Annotated in this window: 15 protein-coding genes, 1 tRNA gene and 1 pseudogene; 4 read left to right on the plus strand and 13 right to left on the minus strand. The window is 50.2% G+C overall.

Going from position 1 to position 17,631, the window contains the following annotated elements; translation table 11 throughout:
- Window positions 1–99 precede the first annotated feature (99 nt).
- From ACQY18_RS04260 to trxA, 13 genes and pseudogenes are all read right to left on the minus strand, one after another.
- Entirely contained in the window at window positions 100–555 is a 456-nt protein-coding gene (locus ACQY18_RS04260; protein ID WP_428038977.1) for a hypothetical protein, read from the minus strand.
- 2 nt (window positions 556–557) lie between these two features.
- Window positions 558–1,631 carry a D-alanine--D-alanine ligase family protein gene (locus tag ACQY18_RS04265; protein ID WP_428038978.1) on the minus strand — a complete coding sequence of 358 codons (1,074 nt, stop codon included), beginning with the start codon at window positions 1,629–1,631 and terminating at the stop codon, window positions 558–560.
- A 57-nt stretch (window positions 1,632–1,688) separates the two neighbouring features.
- Window positions 1,689–3,833: a hypothetical protein gene (locus ACQY18_RS04270; protein WP_428038979.1), complete on the minus strand. Its 2,145-nt coding sequence runs from the start codon at window positions 3,831–3,833 to the stop codon at window positions 1,689–1,691.
- 79 nt (window positions 3,834–3,912) lie between these two features.
- Window positions 3,913–5,184 carry a bifunctional folylpolyglutamate synthase/dihydrofolate synthase gene (locus ACQY18_RS04275; RefSeq protein WP_428038980.1) on the minus strand — a complete coding sequence of 424 codons (1,272 nt, stop codon included), beginning with the start codon at window positions 5,182–5,184 and terminating at the stop codon, window positions 3,913–3,915.
- On the minus strand, window positions 5,174–6,445 hold the full coding sequence (murA, locus tag ACQY18_RS04280) for a UDP-N-acetylglucosamine 1-carboxyvinyltransferase (RefSeq protein ID WP_176777093.1): 1,272 nt from the start codon (window positions 6,443–6,445) through the stop codon (window positions 5,174–5,176). Before murA ends, ACQY18_RS04275 begins: the two co-directional genes overlap by 11 nt.
- Window positions 6,446–6,467: 22 nt before the next feature.
- Window positions 6,468–7,310, minus strand: a complete 843-nt coding sequence (gene prmC, locus ACQY18_RS04285) for a peptide chain release factor N(5)-glutamine methyltransferase (protein WP_428038981.1) — start codon at window positions 7,308–7,310, stop codon at window positions 6,468–6,470.
- Window positions 7,307–8,260: a glycosyltransferase family 9 protein gene (locus ACQY18_RS04290; protein ID WP_428038982.1), complete on the minus strand. Its 954-nt coding sequence runs from the start codon at window positions 8,258–8,260 to the stop codon at window positions 7,307–7,309. Before ACQY18_RS04290 ends, prmC begins: the two co-directional genes overlap by 4 nt.
- A gap of 38 nt (window positions 8,261–8,298) precedes the next feature.
- The gene (gene prfA, locus ACQY18_RS04295) at window positions 8,299–9,357 is read right to left on the minus strand and encodes a peptide chain release factor 1 (protein ID WP_176777096.1); all 1,059 of its coding nucleotides are present in this window, start codon (window positions 9,355–9,357) and stop codon (window positions 8,299–8,301) included.
- A 237-nt stretch (window positions 9,358–9,594) separates the two neighbouring features.
- Window positions 9,595–9,801: pseudogene (gene rpmE, locus ACQY18_RS04300) on the minus strand (50S ribosomal protein L31); the annotation flags it as partial.
- A gap of 91 nt (window positions 9,802–9,892) precedes the next feature.
- Window positions 9,893–11,149 carry a transcription termination factor Rho gene (gene rho, locus ACQY18_RS04305; RefSeq protein WP_176777112.1) on the minus strand — a complete coding sequence of 419 codons (1,257 nt, stop codon included), beginning with the start codon at window positions 11,147–11,149 and terminating at the stop codon, window positions 9,893–9,895.
- Between the two features lie 211 nt (window positions 11,150–11,360).
- Window positions 11,361–11,942: a dephospho-CoA kinase gene (gene coaE / locus ACQY18_RS04310; RefSeq protein WP_428038983.1), complete on the minus strand. Its 582-nt coding sequence runs from the start codon at window positions 11,940–11,942 to the stop codon at window positions 11,361–11,363.
- Window positions 11,939–14,509 (minus strand): DNA polymerase I, encoded by a 2,571-nt coding sequence (polA, locus tag ACQY18_RS04315; protein ID WP_428038984.1) that lies wholly within the window; start codon window positions 14,507–14,509, stop codon window positions 11,939–11,941. Before polA ends, coaE begins: the two co-directional genes overlap by 4 nt.
- 87 nt (window positions 14,510–14,596) lie before the next feature.
- Window positions 14,597–14,917: a thioredoxin gene (trxA, locus tag ACQY18_RS04320; RefSeq protein ID WP_176777100.1), complete on the minus strand. Its 321-nt coding sequence runs from the start codon at window positions 14,915–14,917 to the stop codon at window positions 14,597–14,599.
- Between the two features lie 132 nt (window positions 14,918–15,049).
- Between trxA and ACQY18_RS04325 the strand changes: the two genes are divergently transcribed.
- The 4 genes from ACQY18_RS04325 (at window position 15,050) to ACQY18_RS04340 (ending at window position 17,475) form a co-directional block, all read left to right on the plus strand.
- Complete coding sequence (locus tag ACQY18_RS04325; protein ID WP_428038985.1) at window positions 15,050–16,120, plus strand: toxin-antitoxin system YwqK family antitoxin; 1,071 nt, start codon at window positions 15,050–15,052, stop codon at window positions 16,118–16,120.
- Window positions 16,113–17,057 (plus strand): 4-(cytidine 5'-diphospho)-2-C-methyl-D-erythritol kinase, encoded by a 945-nt coding sequence (ispE, locus tag ACQY18_RS04330; RefSeq protein WP_428038986.1) that lies wholly within the window; start codon window positions 16,113–16,115, stop codon window positions 17,055–17,057. The genes ACQY18_RS04325 and ispE overlap by 8 nt, the downstream gene beginning before the upstream one ends.
- Entirely contained in the window at window positions 17,038–17,343 is a 306-nt protein-coding gene (locus tag ACQY18_RS04335) for a septation protein SpoVG family protein (protein ID WP_428038987.1), read from the plus strand. The genes ispE and ACQY18_RS04335 overlap by 20 nt, the downstream gene beginning before the upstream one ends.
- A gap of 58 nt (window positions 17,344–17,401) precedes the next feature.
- A tRNA-Gln gene (locus ACQY18_RS04340) sits at window positions 17,402–17,475 on the plus strand.
- The last annotated feature ends 156 nt before the right edge of the window (window positions 17,476–17,631 follow it).

Here is a 17,631-nt window from a genome sequence, read left to right on the forward strand (position 1 = left end):
TATCTACATCTATATTTTTGAGATTATGCACCCGCGCACCGCGGATTTTGATTTTATCAACCATAGCAGGCTCCTGCCGGGCGGACAAGCCGCCGGGAATTAAGGTTGGGTAGTTTTTAAGTCCGCGGTTGCCTTTTGGGGGGCAGGCAACAGGGCAAACATCAGGTAAGTTTTGAACAGCTCCAGCGTAAAACAGGCCGATACAAACACATATTTATATACGCTGATTTCCTGCACGGTTAAAACGTGGGAAGTATAATACATCCGCCCCACAAACCGCACCAACAGGGAAAACGTATAATCCGCATTACTGCACAGAGCTAACAGCGCCTGCAACAGGGACAGCACCCCCACCATGCGTTCCCCCCACAAAATAAATACTACCTGCGCCGCATACAAAATAAAAAAACCTAAATGCAAGCGCAGTAAAAGCCCGCCGGAACGCACATCTCCGGCCAATAAAAATGCGTTTACCAAAGCCCCCAACAGGCAGAAGATTAAAATAAACTTCAGCCAAGGGTTTAAGTTCAAAAAAGCATTTTTTAATTTGCGCATAATTACCGTTTTAAGGCCAACGAGTCTTTTTCCTGCCGGGTTTCCAACGCCTGGCTGATGAGCCCGTCTAAAATATCCGTATACACGCGGCCGCTGGCTTCAAAAAGCTGCGGGAAAAGGCTGGTTTCGCTCATGCCGGGCAGGGTGTTAATTTCGGAAAAATAATATTTGCCGTCTTTGCCGAGCAAAAAATCCACCCGGGCAAGCCCGCTCCCGCGCAGCGCGGTAAATACGGTTTGGGCATCTTTCTTCATGGCCGCCTGCGTATCTTGCGGGATTTCCGCCGGCACGCGCGTTTCGCACCCGCCTTGCACCAGGTATTTGGCTTCATAATCAAAAAATTCATGGGTGAGCATTTTTAGCTCTCCGCAGGCGGAAGACTCCACCGCACTCCCCCGGCCGTACAACGCGCAGAAAATTTCGCGGGCGCGGTCCACGCCTTTTTCCACCATAATCCGGGTGTCAAATTCCAAAGCAAACGCCACCGCTTTGTGCAGTTGCGCGCCGTCCGTCACTTTGCTCACGCCAACGGAGGAGCCCAAGCACAACGGTTTAACAAACACCGGGTAGCCCTGTTGGGCGGCCCAGGCTTCCAGTTCGGCCTTGTTGTAATCTTGCGCGCGGGTTAAAATGCGGTACGGCAAGGTGGGCACCCCGTAATGCGCGGCCACCAATTTGGCAATTTCTTTATCCATGCCCATCGCGGAGGCCAACACCCCGCACCCCACATAGGGCACGTCCATACTTTCCAAAAGGCCCTGCACCACGCCGTCTTCCCCGTTAGAGCCGTGCAACACCGGGAACACCGCGTCCACTTTCCATGGGTTGGAACCGTCCAGCGCGGCAAAATGCGCGTCCGGGCGGATAACCGGCGTAATGGGGGTATCTTGCGGGGTTTGTTCACTGCACGATTTTTGCAAGAACCACTGGCCGCAACGGCTGATAAAAATGGGATAAACAATATATTTTTCCGGCTGGGCGCTTAACAAACGGCACACCGTTTGCGCACTATGCACGGAAACTTCATGCTCGGTAGATTTTCCGCCGTATAATACGGCTACTTTCAAAACTTGCATACTAAAAACTCCTTATAAAAAGCCTGACTTATCATCAGGCTTTTATACAAAAAACGGTTATTTGTCTTCCCGGAAGATAGACCATTTCATCCGGCCTATAAAACTATCTGTTTTTTCCAAAAAATCTCCGCCGGGGCCAAAATCATCTTGCGCCATGGGTTTAGCCACTTTAATTTCCGGCAAGTCTTCCTCACTGCGCACTTTGGGCTTTAGCGTTTCCTTTACTTCCACCGGGGTTTCATTCAGCGGAACGGCCGGAGCCACCAGCTTAGCGGGGGCCGGGCTTTTAGGCAAATGCACCATGGGCGCCACCGGGGCCTCCGGCTTGTGGGACGGCTGGGCACGCAAGGCTTTGTTTTCCCGGGCTAAAGATTCTTTTTCCTGTTCCAATTCTTTTTTCTGTTTGATTAACAGCTCTTTTTCTTGCACCAACATTTGTTTTTGGTGTTCTAACAATTCGCGTTCTTTGGTCCAGTTTTCTTTTTGGCGGGACAGAGAGTCTTTTTCGCGCGATAAAGCGGTTTGTTCCCGCAACAGGGCCTCGTTGGCTTGGTTTAATTCCTGCGTTTTGCGGGAAAGCTCCTCGTTCACCCCGGCTAAAGCGGCCTGGTTTTTACGCAAGGCTTCGTTATTTTCATTGAGTTCGTCTGCCCGGCGGGATAAATCCGCATGCGCCGTTTGTTCCCGCAACAGGGCCTCGTTGGCTTGGTTTAATTCCTGCGTTTTGCGGGATAGTTCCTCGCTTACCCCGGCCAAAGCGGCTTGTTTTTTCAGTAGCGCTTCGTTATTTTCATTGAGCGCGTCCGCCCGGCGGGATAAATCCGCATGGGCCTGTTGCTCCCGCAACAAAGCCTCGCTGGCTTGGTTTAATTCCTGCGTTTTGCGGGCTAATTCCTCGTTCACTCCGGCTAAAGCGGCTTGATTTTTCAGTAGCGCCTCGTTATTTTTGCTGAGTTCGTCCGCCCGGCGGGACAAATCCGCATTGGCTGTTTGCAAGGCGGTGCGTTCGTCCGTCAGGTGGACATTTTCGGCCGTTAATACCTCAATTTTTTGTTTGAGTTCTTCAATGACGGCATCGTTGCGGTTGATTTTTTCTAACAATTCCTTAAAATTGGCTTCCAAGGTTTGTTTTTCCCGCAAGACCGTATCCAACCGCTGTTGGACTTCCTCCAATTTAGCGGCCAACGTGTCCCGTTCCTGTTCCAGGGTTTGAATACGCGAACCGAAAATAGAAAGCTGTTTTTTGGCTTCCCCCGCGTGGGCTTCTTCCATACTGGCCATAGAGGCACGCAAGGTTTCCAATTCCTTAGTTTTGGCCTCGTACTGGGCGGTAAGCTCTGCCTTTTCGTTAGCGATATTGTGCAGTTTTAAGTTTTCCGCTTTTAAGGATTCAATTTCCTCCACTTGTTTCATACATACGTTGGAAATTTCATGCAGTTGGGTTTCCAAACTGCTTACCTTTTGTTGATATTGCTGTTTAACGGAAATAATGCGGCCTTCAAAATCAAACGATTTGAAGCGTTCTTCGGCGGCGGTTAATTGTTCGCGCAAAGAAAGGATTTCTTTGGCTTGCTCGGCCGATTTTTTGAGCGCTTCCATTTTTTCCTGCTGGACTTTTTTAATTTCACGGTCCAACGCGCTGTTGACGGCTTTTAATTGGGATGCCTTTTGGTGCAAACTGCTAATCAGGCGTTCTTTTTCTTCGCGCTCCAGGCGTTCTTTTTCTTGCGTTTGGGGCGCTTCCTGCGGCACTTGGGCAGGCACAAAAGCCGGGGCTTTATCGTCAAAGCCGCGGTTTACTTCCGGCGCTTGGTCAAAGCCCAGCACGCGGGCCGTCTGCGCGCGGGAAAGCGTTTCCACACTGGCTTTTAAGTTGTTAATGGTTTCCGCCAGCCCGGCCACAAAAGCATCTTTATCTTTTTGCTTTTCCATGGCCTGGCGGGTTAAGGCAAGCTCACTTAAAATTTTGTCATTTTGGGCGGCAGAGGCTTCAAAGCGTTCTTCCAGCTCGTGTATTTTGGCTTCCAGTTTTTCAAAAGATTTATCATACTGGGCCTGGCGGGAAACGGCATTTAATTGTTTTTTACCGTCGTAAGAACTTTTGGCAGAAGCGCCGTCCGATGCCGGGATTTCCTGCATACGGAAACGTTCCAAAAAATCCGAAAAATCTGTTTGACCGTCAAATTCAGTTTCAAATGCCATGGGGTTATCCTACAAGGTAAAAAATATATATACTAAATTTAACCACAATACGACGGAGATGTCAAGCAAAACTGCGCCGCTATTCCTGCGCGCTTTTGCCCGCCTGCGGCCGGAACGTTTGCAACCATTTGCGGCGCACAAAACCCACCAAATAAAATGAGCCCGCACACACCACATACGGCTCCTGTTTCACCGCCGTAAGCGCGCGGGAAGGATTTTTGAAAAAGCGGACTTTTACCCCCTTGGGCAAAGCCTCTAAAATTTCTTCTTTTCCGGCCCCGCGGGTGGGCGAAGGCACCGTGACGACTATTTGCTTAAAATGCGGCACAAGCAAAGACAGCATTTTTTTATAGTCTTTGTCCTTCATAAACCCACATAGCAAGGTGGCCTTGCCGGCATACGGGGTGGCCTTAAAAAATTCCAAAAATAATTCTATGGCTTGGGGATTGTGGGCGCCGTCCAAAATAAGGGTTTGGCCGGGGCGGTGCAGAACCTCAAAACGCCCGGGCAGGCGCACCGTTTCAAACGCGCGGCGCACAGCCTCTTGCGGGATATGCAAACATTGTGCCAACTGATACACCACACACGCATTAAGCCCCTGGCGGCGGCCCAACGCATGTAATGCCCACTCTTGGCCGTCCGCCGTGTGTAAAATGGTTTGGTTATTGGGGAAATCAAACGCATAAGTAAAAAACGGCTGTCCTTCTTCCACAAATGTAAGCGGAGCGTTTTTTTCTTTGGCGATTTTTTTAATTTCTTCCCGCGCGGACGGATTGACCGCGCCGGAAAAACACGGCACGCCGGGCTTAATAATACCGGCCTTTTCCCGCGCGATTTGCGCCAGGGACGAGCCCAACAGCTGCATGTGGTCCAGCCCGATAGAGGTTATCACACACGCCGCCGGGGTGCAAACATTGGTGGGGTCTTTGCGCCCGCCGAGGCCCGTTTCCAACACGGCATAATCCACCCCCGCACGCGCAAAATGGCAGAGGGCGGCGGCGGTTAAAATTTCAAAAAAATTCAGCTCTTGTTCTTCTTCCTGGAAAACCTGCAAAACGGCGGAGGCAAAATCCGCCTTAGAAATGTTTTGGGCGTTTACTTGGATGCGCTCGCACGGGTCGCACAAATGCGGGGAAACAAACAGCCCGGTTTTATACCCGGCCTGGCGGAGCGTTTCGGCCGTCAGCGCGGCCACGGAGCCTTTGCCGTTGGTGCCCGCAATATGAATGACTTTGAACCGCTCCTGCGGGTTGCCCAAACGCTCCAAAAGGGCCGTCAAACCGTCTAATCCGGCCCCGCACCCAACGCCGGTGCGCGTTAAAATATAATCAAATACTATCTTAAAACTCATTTTTATCCGGGTTATAACGGCGTATATCCGCCCCCAAAGCGGTTAATTTTTGCTCCAAATCTTCATAGCCGCGGTCTATGTGATACACGCGCTCAATTTCCGTCGTGCCGCGGGCCGCCAACCCGGCAATTACCAGGGCCATACCGCCCCGCAGGTCAGATGCCATTACATGCGCGCCGGACAAACTTTCCACGCCGTTTATGCGGGCGATACTTTTTTCGGTTAAAATATCCGCCCCCATGCGCACCAGTTCCGGCGCGTGCATAAAGCGGTTTTCAAAAATATCTTCGTCTATTTCTGCCGCACCGTCGCAAAGGGCCATCAGGGTCATCCACGGGGCTTGCAAGTCCGTTGCAAAACCCGGGTACGGTGCCGTGCGCATCCGCAGCGGTTTTACGCGCCCTTCGTACGGCAAAACGTGTACGCTGTCGGCGGAAATTTCCAAGGGAACACCCGCCTCCTGCAAATCTTCCAGTAAAATAGAGTTGTGTTCCGGCACACACTGATTAACCACCACATCCCCGCGCGTGGCGGCGGCGGCAATCATATAAGAGCCGGATTCAATCCTATCCGCCACTACGCTGTGTTCCGCCCCGTGCAAGGAACTTTTCCCGCGCACCGTTAAATTGCCTTTGGCGTCCGCCGTAATATCCGCCCCCATTTTGTTGAGGAACGCAATCACGTCGTCCACTTCCGGCTCTTTAGCCACGTTTTCCAACACCGTTTCCCCGGGGATTAAACAGGCGCACATCAGCAGGTTTTGGGTGGCCCCCACGCTGGGGAAGCGCAACACAATTTTGGCCGGTTGTAATTTATCCGCCGATAAAACCACGTTTCCGTTGGCGGTGACGGCCTGCGCCCCCAATTTTTCAAATCCTTTTAAGTGGATGTCCACCGGGCGCACGCCGATAGCACACCCGCCGGGCAAGGGGATTTCCGCCGTCTTAAACCGGGCGAGCAGCGGCCCCGCCACCCAAAAACTGGCGCGCATTTGCTTGACCAGTTCATAAGGCAAACTATTTTTGAGCGGCCCGTTGGCACTAATTAAAGCGGTACCGTTTTTATATTCCACTTTTTTGCCCAGATATTCCAAAATTTTAAGCGTGGTGCGCACGTCGCGCAAGTTGGGCACGCGGTGAATGGTGCAAGGCTCGTCCGTCAGCAACGTAGCCACCAAAATAGGCAACGAGGCATTTTTGCTCCCGCTGGTTTGCACCACCCCGTGTAATTTTTTACCGCCCTGAATAATAAATCTGTCCATAAGAAAAAACTCCTGATAAAAATTAAATTTTTTGGGCTAAAACAAAACGCTCTATTCCAAATATATCTTTTTTTACGGTGGCCCGCCACCCCAAAGCGTTTAATAAGGCGGCTACCCCGGCCGGCTGGCCTTGGCAAAGCTCCAACCCCAAAATACTCCCCGCGTGCGTAAAACGGCCCGCGCGGCGGATAATTCGGCGGGTAAGTTGCAATCCGTCCGGGCCGCCGTCTAACGCCAAGGCGGGTTCCGCCTGTACTTCCCGCATGAGCCCGGGCAAATCCCCCGACGGAATATATGGCGGGTTAGACACAATAATATCAAAATCCCCTTGCACGTTTTCCCACAAATCGCTTTCTATAAACGTGATTTTTTCTTGCAGTTTTAAGCGCTCGGCATTGTGGCGGGCTACCTGTAAGGCGCGGGGCGAAATATCCGCCGCCGTCACGCACGCATGGGGCAGTTGCGCCGCCAACGCCAGCGCAATACAGCCGCTCCCGGTGCATAAATCTAAAATCTTCAGCGGGGCTGCGGGGTTAAAAAAATGAGCGGCCCAATCCACCAGTTCTTCGGTTTCCGGGCGCGGGATTAATACGTCCGGCGTGACGGAAATTTCCAAATTGCAAAAAGGCTGAAACCCCGTAATATACGCTAGCGGCTCTCCGTTGGCATGGCGCGCCACCAGCCGCTCATACGCCTGTTGCTTGTCCGCAGGCAAAGGCTCCTGCCCAAAGGCCGTAAGCCAAGTGCGGGACGTGTGCAATAGGTGGGCAAGCAGAAATTCCGCATTGGCGCGGGGTTCCGTACAGCCGGATTGGGTTAAAACCTGCTCCGCTTGCGCTAAAGAGTCCCGCACGGTCAGGCTCATAATAAGCCTGCCAGGGCCGTTTCAAAGGCGGAAAACTCAAACAAATTGACCGAGGCCGGCGCCGTGTGGATAATGCGGGCCAACAGGTTGTCCGGGTCGTTGGCGATGGAATAAGAATTATAAAATGCCACCGTGGGTTTACGCAAGCCGCTGGCAATATGCACCACGGCCGTATCCGGCGTGATGACCACTTTGGCCCCGGCCACTAACGCAAACAAATCAAACACGCTATCCGTTTCGTACAACAACACCCCTTGGCGCACCCCTTGTAAATACGCCTGGGCCCGCGCTTTTTGGGAAGGCATACAAGGGATAATGGCCGGCAAATGCGTGCGTGCGGCCAATTCTTTCAAAATGCGGTGAATATTCATTTTATCCAGCGAGCGCGCCGCTATGGAGCCGAACGGATTAAGCAAAATATAGCCTTTCCCTTTATAATCGGCAATATGCTGTTTTAAGAACGCATCTCTTTTGGCCAGTTTGGCGGGCTGGAGCGGGATTTCGTAAGATTTATTCGGTTTTACTACCCCCAACTGGGCCAAAACGGCTTGTTCGTGGTCCACGCACCGCCCGGGCACTTGCCCGAACGGAATGGGGCTGGTGTAATAATCTAACACTTTATCCCCGCCGATAATATGCTTAAAAAGCGTCCAGTTGGCAAACGGTTTTAAGGAAGTATCCAACACTAAATCAAAGTGTTTCCGGCGCAGTTTAAGCGCATACCACAGCAGGGTAAGCCAACGCTGGTTGGGGCGCAAAACCCGCGGAATGGGCAGGCGGTAAATTTTATCAATATACGGCAATTCTTTCAAATACCCGTATGCCGAGCCGAAACACGCCACGCTGATTTTTATTTTGGGGTTCGTGCGTTTGATTTCCCGGTAGCAACAGGACGAAATTAACGCATCACCCAAGGAACCTTCCCCGCGCAAAATGAGAATGTTTTTCAAAAACCGGACATTAGGAATGGATTTCATGGAGAAGACCGTTAAATTTGTAAATTTTTGAGTTTTTGTTCCACACGCCACGCGCGCAAATCTTCCAAAATAGGCTCAATATTGCCCTGCATAATTTCCAATAAATTGTGGTAAGATTTATCGGTGCGGTGGTCCGTCACGCGGCTTTGCGGGAAGTTATAAGTGCGGATTTTTTCCGAGCGGTCCCCGGTGCCCACCTGGGATTTGCGCTCATCATAAATTTCTTTATTGCGCTTATCTTCTTCCATTTGGTACAGTTTGGCGCGCAGCATGGCCATAGCTTTTTCGCGGTTTTTGCCTTGGTGGCGTTCTTCGCGGCAGGCCACTACTACGCCGGTGGGTTTGTGGATGATACGCACGGCGGTTTCCACCTTGTTGACGTTTTGGCCGCCGGCCCCGCCGGAGCGGCAGGTTTCCATAATTAAATCTTCGGGGCGGATTTCAATATCAATTTCTTCGGCTTCCGGCATAATGGCTACCGTGACAGTAGAGGTATGCACGCGGCCGGCCGTTTCCGTATCCGGCACGCGCTGTACGCGGTGGGTGCCTGCTTCGTCCCTTAACCACGAGTACGCGCCGTCCCCTTTAATAAACATACTTACATATTTGCACCCTTTTAAGCCGGTGGGCGTAAATTCCAAAATTTCGGTCGTCCAGCCTTTGGTTTGCGCAAAGTGCTGGTAAACGCGCAATAATTCGTTGGCAAACAGGGCCGATTCGTCCCCCCCGGCACCGGGGCGGATTTCCAAATAAATATTTTTAGCGTCATTCGGGTCCGGCGGAATAACCAACACGCGCAACTCTTTTTGCAGTACCGGCAGTTTGGCTTCCAGTTCGGCCAGTTCGTCGGCGGCCATTTTTACCAGTTCTTTGTCTTCGCCGGCTTCAATCATGGCGCGGTCGTCCGCTATGGCTTTTTCCACGGCGTTTAATTCTTGCTCTTTTTCAATAATCGGGCGTAAAAAAGCGTGGCGTTTGGATTTTTGCGCCAGCTCCGTGCTGGAAAGGGAGCCGCTGGACAAATCGGCCTCCAGTTGCTTAAATTCGGCAATATATTTAGAAGTATCCATAAAATTCCTGTATTTATAAAAAGTTTATCCCGCCTCTCCCCGCAGGAAAAAGCCGGATAAACAAAAGAGCAGACCCCCTGTTTGGAAGTCTGCTCTTTTCAAATTACCTGGCTATTTTGCTTCGGCAGTTTCAGCCTTTTTGGCAGCGGCTTTTTTAGGAGCGGCGGCTTTTTTAACTACTTTTTTTACCAATTTGGCTTTGGCTTTAACTTCCGTTTTCGGTTTGCGGACTACCGTTTTACCGGCGGTAGCGGCAAAGCGTTTGTTGAATTTGTCCACGCGGCCTTCCGTATCCAGCAGTTTCTGCTTGCCGGTAAAGAACGGGTGGCAGGCGGAGCAAATATCCAGTTTCAAATTATTGGTGGTGGAGCGGGTCAAAAATTTGTTGCCGCAGGCGCAAGTGACTTCCACAAAGTCATATTTGGGGTGTATTTTTTCTTTCATTTTTTATCTTCCTTTCAAAATCTTATAGTTTATTTTACCATATATTGCGGCATTTTGGGAAACAAAAATCTTCCCGCCGCCGGAGCAAACGCTAAAAAGCGTTTACCTCCATTTGTTTGAAGAAATCCTTATTGGATTTAGTGGCCGACAATTTTTCCAGCAGTAAGTTCATCGCGTCCACGGAGCTTAACGGCGCAAGCACTTTGCGCATAATCCAAACTTTATTCAGTTCGTCTTCGCTCAGCAGTAAGTTTTCCTTACGGGTGGAACTGCGGTTAATATCCACCGCCGGGAAAATGCGGCGTTCGGCCAATTTGCGGTCCAGGCACAGCTCGCTGTTGCCGGTACCTTTGAATTCTTCAAAAATCACTTCGTCCATTTTACTGCCGGTTTCCACAAGCGCACTGGCAATAATGGTTAAAGAGCCGCCTTCTTCCAAATTGCGGGCGGCGCCCAAAAAGCGTTTGGGCTTTTGCAAAGAGGTAGCTTCCAACCCGCCGGTAAGCACACGCCCGGAGGACGGCGCCACCGTGTTATACGCGCGGGCCAAGCGGGTAATGGAATCCAACAAAATAACCACGTCTTTGCCTTGTTCGGCCAAGCGTTTGGCTTTTTCAATGACCATTTCGGCCACTTGAATATGGCGTTCCGGCGCTTCGTCAAACGTGGAGGCAATCACTTCCCCTTTTACACTGCGGGCCATATCGGTCACTTCTTCGGGGCGTTCGTCAATCAGCAAAACCATCAGCACGGCATCTTTGTAATTGGTGGTAATGGAATTGGCAATAGCCTGCATAATCATCGTTTTACCCGTTTTGGGGGCGGCTACAATCAGCGCGCGCTGGCCTTTGCCGATAGGCGCAATCATATCTATTACACGCTGGGTGTAAGAGGTGCGGTCAATTTCCAACGTGAAACGCTTGTTGGGATGGAGTGGGGTTAGGTTTTCAAAAAGAGGGCGGTTGTACACCTGGGAAGAATCCACCCCGTTTACTTTTTGCACTTGCAACATGGCAAAATAGCGTTCGCTGTCTTTGGGCGGGCGAATCAGACCTTCAATGGTATCGCCTTTGCGCAGGCCGAAGCGTTTGATTTGGGAGGGCGAAACATAAATGTCTTCCGGCCCGGCCAAATAGTTATTTTCTTCGGAGCGTAAAAAGCCAAAACCGTCGGGCAAAATTTCCAACACGCCGCCGCCGTAAACAGAGCCGTTTTGCTTAGCTTGCATAGCCACAATTTTGCCGATAAGCGCCTGTTTGCGCAGGCCGGAGGTTTCTTCTATATTATAATTAACGGCTAATTTGGTCAGTTCGGCCACGCTTAATTTGTTTAATTCGCGCGCATCCATCGGTTTGGCGCCGTTGGGTTGGCGTTTTTCGGGCGCGGGGGCATACGGGGCGTTAATGTTAGAAGTTTTGTGCATAACGCGGCGCACTTCCGCCGGGCGGGCCGTTTCGGCCGGTTTTACATCTTCCCGCTTGGTGCGGGTATATTCCCGGGCGGGTTTGGCCGGTTTTTCCGGCGTTGTTTTTTCTTCCATGGGTACTCCTTCTTTTTGTTTAACCATAAATAGTATCCAGTGCGCGGGCAAGCCGGCACACTTTTTGCTCCAAATCTGTTTTAGTAGAACGGTTCGTCAAAATCACATCCGCGCGGGCGGCTTTTTGGGCCGGGCTCCATTGGGTTTTTAAGCGGACAATATAATCTTCCCGCGTAAGCCCCCGTTCTTTCAGGCGCGCTGATAAGGTTTCTTCCCCCGCCAAAATAAGCAAAGTCAAATCCATATATTTATCCCAACCGCTTTCAAACAACAGGGGCACTTCAAACACGGCCCAACGCGCGCCGCAAGAGTCCAGTTGTTTTTGGGCCGCTTGCCATACCAGCGGGTGAATATACGCTTCCAACGCTTGACGCTGTTGCGGGTTTGCAAAAACCTGCCGGGCGATAACGGCCGGGTCCGCACTGCCAAATTCCTGCCGTAAAAAATCCTGTACTTGCGCTTGGGCGCGCACTTGGCGGGCCAAATCGTCCGCGCTGACGGTAAACACGCCACACTCCTTAAAAGCGGCCAACACAGTGCTTTTGCCGCTGGCCATACCGCCCGTCAACCCCACTACATAAGGTTTTGCCGTATGTATCATAAAGCAAGTTTTTCCAGTTCGTACCAATTTTTACCCGCTTTGGCACTGGCTAAAAGCGGCACCCGCAGTTTAACGGCATTTTGCATTTTATTTTTTACAAATAAAGCCGTTTCTTTTAAGGTATCGGCGGGTACCTCAAAAATCAGTTCGTCATGCACCTGCATAACCATTTTAACGGGAGTATTACGGACTTCCTGGAAAATATCTAACATGGCTTTTTTAATAATATCCGCCGAGCCGCCCTGCACAATGGTATTAATGGCGGCCCGTTGGGCAAAAGAACTCATCGCGCCCACGCCCATATTAAACTCGGGCAGATAACGGATATGCCCCAACATGGTTTTTACATAACCGTTTGCGCGGGCGGCGGCTACATTTTCGTCAATCCACCGGCGCACGCCCTGATACGTCTTAAAATAATTATCTATATATTCTTTGGCTTCGCGCATGGAAATAGAAAGCGCCTGGGATAGGCCCATGGGGCCCTGTCCATAAATAATACCAAAATTAATTGCTTTTGCACTAGAGCGCATTTGGTCCGTCACCATCAGCGGCATTACGCCGAACACTTGTGCCGCCGTTTGCGTGTGAATATCCCCGCCGTCTATAAATGATTGCGTTAAAACGGGGTCTTGGCTTTCGTGCGCCAACACCCGCAAATCAATTTGGGAATAGTCCACACTTAACAGCATATTGCCTTCTCCGGCGCAAAAAGCGGTGCGCAGTTGGCGGCCTTTGGCGGTGCGGACAGGAATATTTTGCAAATTGGGGCTAGAGCAGGAAAGCCGCCCCGTGACGGTGCCGGTTTGGTCCAAATAAGCGTGAACCTTGTTTTGTTCGTCCGCCAACAATAATAAATTATCCACATACGTTGTTTTTAATTTACTGCTGGCGCGGAAATCCAAAATTTCCTGTGCAATAGGGTGAACATGGGCAATTTCCGCCAATACTTCTTCGTCGGTAGAGTAGCCGGTCTTGGTCTTTTTGACCGGCGGAATTTTTAATTGTTCAAATAACAGCACGCCTAATTGTTTGGGCGAATTGACATTAACCGGGTAGCCCGCCCGCGCATCTATCTGCGCCTGAAGCGTGTTCATTTCCTGCAGTAAAACGGCTTGAAATTCCTTCAGCCAAACCGGGTTTACGCGCAAGCCCTGGTGTTCCATATCCGCCAGAACGGAAAGGAGCGGCAGCTCCATATTTACAAACAAATCATACATCCCGCTTTTTTGCAAATCGTCCGTCAGCTTGGTTTGCATTTTCCAAATATATTGGTTATAAAGCGGCAGGCGGGCCTGGGCGTTTTCCCCCGCAATTAATACGGAAAAATAATGCGCGCACGCGGCAGAAAAACTTAAATCGCCGGACGGGTCCAACAAATAGCGGGCCAGGCGGCCGTCAAAACAGCGCAGATATTGGCCGCCGAGCAACAGGCCGGCTTCGCGCAAGGTTAATTTTAAGTCATAGCCCACTTTCAAAACGGTATCGTCCAAAACGATTTTTTGCAAAGCCGCCTGCTGAACGGAAGAAACTTCCGCAAGCGGCGTTAAGGCGCAGGAAGTTTCGTCCGTGGCGCAGAGCAACAGTTCGTCTTCCACATGCAAAAAGAGCCGCCCGGCCGAAGGCACTTTGGCTAAAATTTCGTCCAGCGTGCCCAGCGGCGTTTGGGTTTGAAAAAGCGTTTCCTGCGGTTGGGCCGGCTCAAAAGACGTTAATAAATTCTTAAATTCATAGCGGGAAAACAAATCCGCCAACTGCCGCGGTTCCGGCGTGCAAATGCGGTAATCCTGCAAATCAAACGGCATGGAAAGGTTGCTATCCAACACGACCAACTGTTTGGAAAGGAGCGCCTCTTCCACATGCGCCCGGATTTTGGCCGCCACCGACGCTTTTAAGGACGGGTCATCATTTTGTGCGGCACGGATAATATCCTGCAAGTGGCCGAATTTTTTAATCAGCTCCACCGCGCTTTTGGGGCCCACCCCCATAATGCCGGGGATGTTATCGGACGCGTCGCCCACAATGGCAAAATAATCCGGCAGAAATTTTGTTTCCACCCCAAATTTTTCCACGGCGGCTTCCGGCCCCTTAAAACCGTCCTTCCCGCCCGAGGGCCAAATGCTGATTTTATCACTCAAAAATTGGTAAACGTCTTTGTCGGACGTGACCAGCACACTGTGCAAGTTCTGCTTGGCGGCACTTTGGGCGATAAACGCCATTAAGTCATCCGCCTCAATGCCGTCTTTGGCTACCACGGCAAAACCCATTTCTTTTACCAATCCGCGCGCCAAATTTAACTGGCTGATAAGCGCATCATCCGGCTTTTTGCGCGTGCCTTTATAAGACGGCAATAACGCCTTGCGGCGGGCACAACCGCCCGGAGAATCAAAACAAACAGCCGCATATTGCGGATGTTTTTCATGCAGAAATTTAGTCAGCCAACGCACAAACCCGTACAACGCGCCGACCTCCTGGCCGGAAGTCGTAGTCAGTTTAGGCAACGCATGGTAATTGCGGTGCAAAAAGCCGTGGGCATCAATTAAAAATAAGGTTTGTGCGGGTATCATTTTATGGGAATGAAAAGTTAGGAAGATTTTTTATTTATCCGCCCGCTTTTTGCGGCGGGCGGAAACAAAACAGACTATGCGAAACGCTTATAAAAGCGCGTTGAGTTTTTCCTGCAAGGCCGCTTTGGATTGCAACCCCACGCTTTGGCCTTTTACTTCGCCATCCTTAAAGAAAATAATGGTAGGAATGGAAGTAATGCGGTATTTGGTGCTGGTATCGGCGCCGTCGTCGGTATTCAATTTGCATACTTTCACTTTGCCTTCATATTCTTTAGCCAGTTCTTCCACCACCGGGGCCAACATGCGGCACGGGCCGCACCAGGTAGCCCAAAAGTCCACCATCACGGGGCCTTTGTGCTGCAAAACTTCTTGTTCAAAATTTGCATCCGTTAAAATTACTTCGCTCATACTTCCCCCTTAAATAAATACTTATTATATAGTGTACATAAAAAACAGCCCACTCTGTCAACTTATAAAACAGATTATGCCACCGCGCCCGCTAATTATGTAAAATGATTCAAACAACCTAAAGGAACCGTTATGAAAGAAAAAACGATTTGCATTGTCACGCCGGACAGCCGCACCTATTACCGCGCTTTGCCGCTGGCTAAAGAATATTTGGATAAAGACCATAACGTCATCAATACCGCCGGGAAACTGCCCGACGGCCAACTGGAACAAATTGAAGTGACTAATAAGACCGTCAAAACCTTAAAAAACGGGAAAATTGACGGCGTATTGGAAGTTATCAACCTGGCGGAAAACGCCGTCACTTTCAGCGAGCTTTACCAAGACGGCCAATTAATTGATGTAAAAGACCGCACCGAACACGGCCGCCATATCAAGCCGGCACAGCTGGCGCCTAAAGCCTCGTTATATCCGGGCACGGTTATTAAAAGCAGTAAGGGCAGCCGCTCGTTTTATGTGCAAGGCAAAGAAGTGGCCGAAGAAACCCTTTCTTCCAACGGAACCACCGTGGAGCTATTGGGGCAAATTCCGGACGGAGATGCCAAAGAATTTAACGAAAACGGCCAAGTAGTTATGGAAGCCGTTTATCAAAACAACCAATTAAACGGCGAAATGGTGCAATATGACGAATCCGGCGAAATTATCTCGCGCGAAATGTATGTAAACGGTATGTTGCAAGGGGAAGCGCATTATTACCAGTACCGTAATGACGAAAAATTTTGGGCCGATTGCAGTTATGATAATTCCCTGTTGCACGGAAACAGGGCCGTATATTACCCGGACGGCACCTTAAAACAGGAAGAAAACTACCGCCACGGCAAATTAAGCGGCATAAAAACCACTTATTACAGCAGCGGCAAGGCGGAACTGCGGGAAAACTACACCGACGGCAAATTGACCGGAGAGCGGACGTTGTACTTCCCGGACGGGAATTTGTGGTATCAAGAAAATTACAAAGCCGGGAGGTTGGAAGGCGACCGGGTGGCGTTTTTCCCGAATGGGGTAAAACGGTTGGAAGAATTTTATGTGGACGGCATGATGGAAGGCATCCGCAAAGTATATGCCGAAAGCGGCGAACTGCTAACCAGTGAAGAATACCACTGGGGCGCTTTAGTACATAATACGGAGCGGCACCATGGCTAATACCAGCAAACAGTTCTGCCCGGCAAAAATAAATTTGTTTTTGGAAGTGACCGGCAAACGCCCCAACGGCTACCACAATTTGGCTATGCTGTTTGGCAAACTGACTTTGGGCGACGATTTAACGGTGGAAGTTTCCCCTGCCGAAGAAACCTCCATTACGCTGGATATTACCGGCCCGCTGGGGCAACACTTATCCGGCGACAGCACCAACATTGCCTACAAAGCGGCCCAACGGTTTTTGGAGCAGTTCGGCTTAACGGCCCGGTGCCACATTACGCTAGTCAAGCGTATCCCCATGGGGGCGGGCCTGGGCGGCGGAAGTTCCGACGGAGCCGGCGTGTTGCGCGCGTTGTGTGAAATTTACCAAAAACCGCGCCAAAGCGTAATGGCATTGGCCGCCGAATTAGGTGCGGACGTGCCTGTATTTATGTATGAAGAAACATTTATGAAAGGGGAAGGAATCGGCGAGGTTTTAACCCCGGTTCACGCCCCGGGCAAAATGCCGTTTGTAGTGCTGGTTTACCCCTGCACGGCGGTAGCCACCAAAGGGGTGTTTGCGCGGCTGAAATTGCCGGAACAAAAAGAATGCTTGACAAATGTTTCAAAATTAAATAAACTAATTAAAGACATAGGATGTGGGAAGCCACTAACGGCTTGGAAAGATTTACTCTTTAACAGGCTGGAAGAGTGTGTGTTTCCGTGTGTTCATTCCGTCAGGAATACGAAAGAAGCTCTTTGTAAATTAAATGCGGACTCTGTGTTAATGTCCGGCTCTGGTTCTACCGTTTTTGCACTGGTAGACTCCGAAACGAAAGCCAAGGATTTGGTAAATAATATAAGAAATACAGAAAGATTAGTATTCTTTTCGGCATTTCGGAGGGAGACGGATGAAAATAACGGAAATACGGATACATCTTATGGGGGAGGACCGTCTTAAAGCGTTTGCCAGTGTCACTTTTGACGATTCGTTCGTCGTAAGGAACATGAAGGTAGTGGAGGGAACAAAAGGCGTATTTCTGTGTATGCCATCCCGCAAATTACCCGACGGCACCCATAAAGATATGGTCCATCCTATTAACCAGGAATTCAGGAAATACTTGGAAGAGAATGTTTTGAAAGCCTATAACGCCGAACTGATTAAGCATCCCGCCGGGGCTGACCAAGATAAAAACATTCTTGAACAAGCAGAAGTGAAAGACAACACGGGTAGCAACGAGAACTGAAAAAGGGTTTTCAGAGCAGTTTAGGGCATAGCCCCAAACGGTTATGAAAAAGTTTTAATTCCGGATAGTGAAACGGTATCACCACTGGTTTTGGTCCAGTTATTCTAGGTTCGAATCCTAGTCCGGAAACCATCTACAAACTGGGAATACCGCCAAACATACGTTTGGCGGTATTTTTTATCTGATTTTTACTGTTTTTATCTGTTTTCCCCGCCATTTTTTATTGTTTACTGTTTTCCCCCCGCCTGTGAATGCGACCCTATAATTAGCGCGGTATGCTTTTTATCT

The organism is Candidatus Avelusimicrobium faecicola (assembly GCA_900540405.1).
Taxonomy (GTDB): domain Bacteria; phylum Elusimicrobiota; class Elusimicrobia; order Elusimicrobiales; family Elusimicrobiaceae; genus Avelusimicrobium; species Avelusimicrobium faecicola.